The organism is Actinoalloteichus spitiensis RMV-1378 (assembly GCF_000239155.1).
GTDB lineage: Bacteria > Actinomycetota > Actinomycetes > Mycobacteriales > Pseudonocardiaceae > Actinoalloteichus_B > Actinoalloteichus_B spitiensis.
Map to the genome: position 1 here is coordinate 1 of NZ_AGVX02000150.1, position 3338 is coordinate 3338.

The 3338-nt window shown below is 73.9% G+C and carries 3 protein-coding genes; 1 reads left to right on the top strand and 2 read right to left on the bottom strand.

From position 1 onward, the window contains the following. The coding region (locus tag ACTIDRAF_RS27800) for a hypothetical protein (RefSeq protein ID WP_016698199.1) at positions 1-1085 on the top strand (1085 nt) is incomplete at its 5' end. A 104-nt stretch (positions 1086-1189) separates the two neighbouring features. On the opposite strand, the gene ACTIDRAF_RS0207975 is transcribed toward ACTIDRAF_RS27800, so the two are convergent. Then, positions 1190-2395, bottom strand: coding sequence for a substrate-binding domain-containing protein (locus ACTIDRAF_RS0207975; RefSeq protein ID WP_016698200.1), 1206 nt, complete (start codon positions 2393-2395; stop codon positions 1190-1192). A gap of 315 nt (positions 2396-2710) precedes the next feature. Further along, a partial coding sequence (locus ACTIDRAF_RS0207980) for a CBS domain-containing protein (RefSeq protein ID WP_016698201.1) occupies positions 2711-3338 on the bottom strand: 628 nt, incomplete at its 5' end.

Below are 3338 nucleotides of genomic sequence, written 5' to 3' on the forward strand. Positions count from 1 at the left end.
GGGTGAGGGCCGCCGCCCGCCGAGGGGCCGACCTCGCCGCCCTCCGAGCGGAGGCGCGCGGGACGAAGGAAGGGGAACGGGCGGCGCGGGGGCAGGTGTTCGCGGCCGCCGCGCGGCTCGACGAGTTCCTGCTCGACGTGCCCGCCATCCCCGACGACCGGGTGCCCGACGGTGCCACCGAGGAGTACGCGGTCGAACTCCGCCGCTGGTGCGCCCCCGCCGCGGACCGCCGGGCGGCCAGCGACCACGCGGCGTCCGGTGGCCCCCGGGTGACCTCCCCCTGCCCAGGTCGCACGAGCGTCACCAGGGCCCGCCTCGAACGGGTGGTGAGCGGGTTCCTGCTCGACCTGCACGGCGGTCGGCACGGTTACGACGAAGTGTCCCTCCCGCTGCTGGTCGAGTCCGGCATGAGCCGGTGGCCACCTCGGGCACCCGCCGCCCGCGAGCGGCTGGTGCGCCTCACCACCGAGCACGGGACCTGGTACGTCGCACCGGGCGGGGACACCGCGATGGCGCTGGTGCACGCGGGGCGGACCCTGCCAGCCGAGCGGCTTCCCCTCGCCCACGTCGCCCTGAACCCCCGGCTCGCGGCGGATGACCTCCGGACCCCCGGGGAGGCGGGGAGGTACGGGACCGGCCCCGGGTCGACCGCGGCGGTCGACCTGCTCCGCGTCTGCCTACCGGAGCGGCTCGACGTGGAGTTCCGCCGGGCGGTCGCCCACGCCGAGGAGTGCCTGCGACTCCTGGAGCTGTCCCACCGGGTGCTGTTGGTGCCCGCGGGCGACCTCGGGTTCGCCGCGCGGCGGGCGGTCCGCCTCCAGGTCTGGTCGCCGAGCCGCCGCCGCTACCACGACCTCACCACCATCTCCGACTGCGGCACCTTCCTGGCCCGACGGACGAACACCAGGGTCGGGCGGCGCGAGGGCGGCCGCCGGTACGCCGGCATCGTGTCCGGGGCGGCGCTGCCGGTGGGGCCGGCGGTGACGGCTCTCCTCGAGCAGCACGGACGGTCCGACGGCCTCGTGCGGGTGCCGGACGCGCTCGTGGCCGGGCTGAGGGGTCAGCGGGTGCTCACGGTGGTCTGACCGGGCGACCCGCCTGCCTGGGCGTCGTGCCGAGCGGCGAACGCGACCGCGCGCACCAGGAACGGCCCGACTCGCCCGACTCGCGGCCGGCGGAAGGGGCGCGGTCAGGAGCCCAGCAGCTCCCGCCACCGCGCGGTCACCGCGCTCGTCACCGCGCGTTCGGCGGATTTGAGGGTCTCCATGGGCGTGGTCCAGGACAACCCGGGGGAGGGGTCGGGGTAGGCGGTGACCGAGGCCACCCGGAAACCGGCATCGGCGAGGAGGCGCTGCGATCCTCGTTCGGTGAGGTAGTCGCCGAACCGCTGCGCGGCGCGCAGCGTCGCGGTGTCACCGCTGGCGTCCTTGACCGACACCAACGGGTACTGCACGGACGGGGTGGGCGTCAACGGCAGGCCCACCACCGGCTCGGAGGGCGCGTCCATCCCGTCCTTGCCGACGTTGCGCCGGTAGAGGTCGACCTCGGCGACCGGGACCGCGTCGAGGGAGCCGGTGAGCGGCGTGGCCGTGCCGTCCATCCGCTGGAGGGCCTCCCGCCCGGTGGGGGGCACGTCGGTGGGCTGCGCTCCGGCCAGCGCCGCCAGCTGCTGCTGGGCGTTCTCCCCGTCGAGGATGTCCTCGGTCACCGGGCCGGACCCGGAACCGCCGCTGGTCGCCAGGACGGCCTGGAGCGCGAGCTGGCTGGCGCGGTTCATGGCCGGGTCGGGCACGGCGAGGGAGAAGGTGCCCCACTCGGCGCGGTGGACACCGCCCCAGCCGGCGCCCCGGGCCATCTGGCCGACGGTCTCCCAGGTCGCCTCGCCCTCCTGGAGCGCGGCCGCACCGGCGGCGGGCACGGCGAGCAGGACCGGGCTGGTCGCGACGACCAGCGGCTGGGAGCCGAGGACGGCGTTGTTCTCGCTGGCCAGCCGGTCGGTCCAGACGGTGGAGTCGGGGATCCAGGCGGCGGGTCGCGGGCCGGCCAGCTCCTCGTCCCACTCGTCGCTGGTGAGCCCGTCCGCGACGGCGGCGGAGGGCGCGGTGTGCACCTCGGCCCGCACGCAGTGGTTCTGCACGCGCGGTGAGGAGGAGTTCCACTGCTCGGCCGCCGCGGTGACCGGTTCGGTCAGGCTCGCCGTGACGGTGACCGGCAGCACCAGTTCACCCCCCGAACAGTTCTCCGCCTCCGCATCGGCACGCCGGTCGACCATGTCGCTGAGCGCACCGTAGCCGAGGACTCCCAGGACGGAGACCACCACGAGACCGAGGACGACCAGCGGCCAGCCGGCGATCTTCCGCCGGAAGCCGAGCCCAGTTCCGCGATGTCGCGCCATTAAGTGTCCTCTCTAGCCACCTGTTCGTGTCAGTTGGCTTCAAAAGGTAACGAAAATTGCGGGGCTGATTCCGCGAAGCCGCACTGGTTCCCGAAGACCTTAGCCCATGAGAGGCAAGGGGCGTGTTAATCCGGTTGCGCAACGTCAACACCGAAGAGGGGCACTCGGGTAATCGTTACCGAGTGGACTCCGGTAACCACCCCGGCTCCACCTCTCCCCGTCGGTGGCGGGGCACCTCGGCGCCCGATGCGGGAACGACCCCGGACACGGCGGGAGGGGGGCGACGACGGCCACCCCCCTCCCGGATCCGCACGCTCAGTGAGCACCCACGTGCATCGCGTCGCGCACGGTGCCGACGTACTCCTCCAGCAGGTCCTCGAGCGCCACCACGCCCAACAGCCGGCCGTCCTTGTCGACCGCCCTTGCCAGGTGGCTCTGCGCCCGGCGCAAGGTGGTCAGGGCGTCGTCGAGCCGGTCCTCGGCGGAGACCACCGGCAGGCCCCGGACGCGACTGGCGGCGACCGGGGTGGCCGGGTCCGCGCCAGCCTGGTCCAGCACGTCCTTCACGTGCAGGTAGCCGGCCAGGCCGCCCTCGTCGTCGAGGATGGGGAAGCGGGAGAAGCCCGTGGTGGACACCACCCGCTCCACGTCCCCCACGGTCGGATTCCGGGGCAGCGTCGTCAGCTCGCCAGTCGGGACGAGGACCTCGGCGACCGTGCGCTCGGCCGACGACAGCGTCTTGGCCAGCCGACGGTGTTCCGAGTCGTCCAGCAGGCCCTCCTTGCGCGACTCCGTGATCAGCGTCGCCAACTCGTCCGAGGTGTAGGCCGAGGCCAGCTCGTCCTTCGGTTCGACCTTCGCCAACCGCAGCACCCCGTTCGCCGCGACGTTGAACAGGGAGATCAGCGGCTTGGCCAGCCGGACGAAGAGGACGTGCGGCGGC

What these genes read in the sequence shown, in the direction of transcription:
- ACTIDRAF_RS0207975 (WP_016698200.1), bottom strand. Translation starts at nt 2,395, where the DNA reads ATGGCGCGACATCGCGGAACTGGGCTCGGCTTCCGGCGGAAGATCGCC.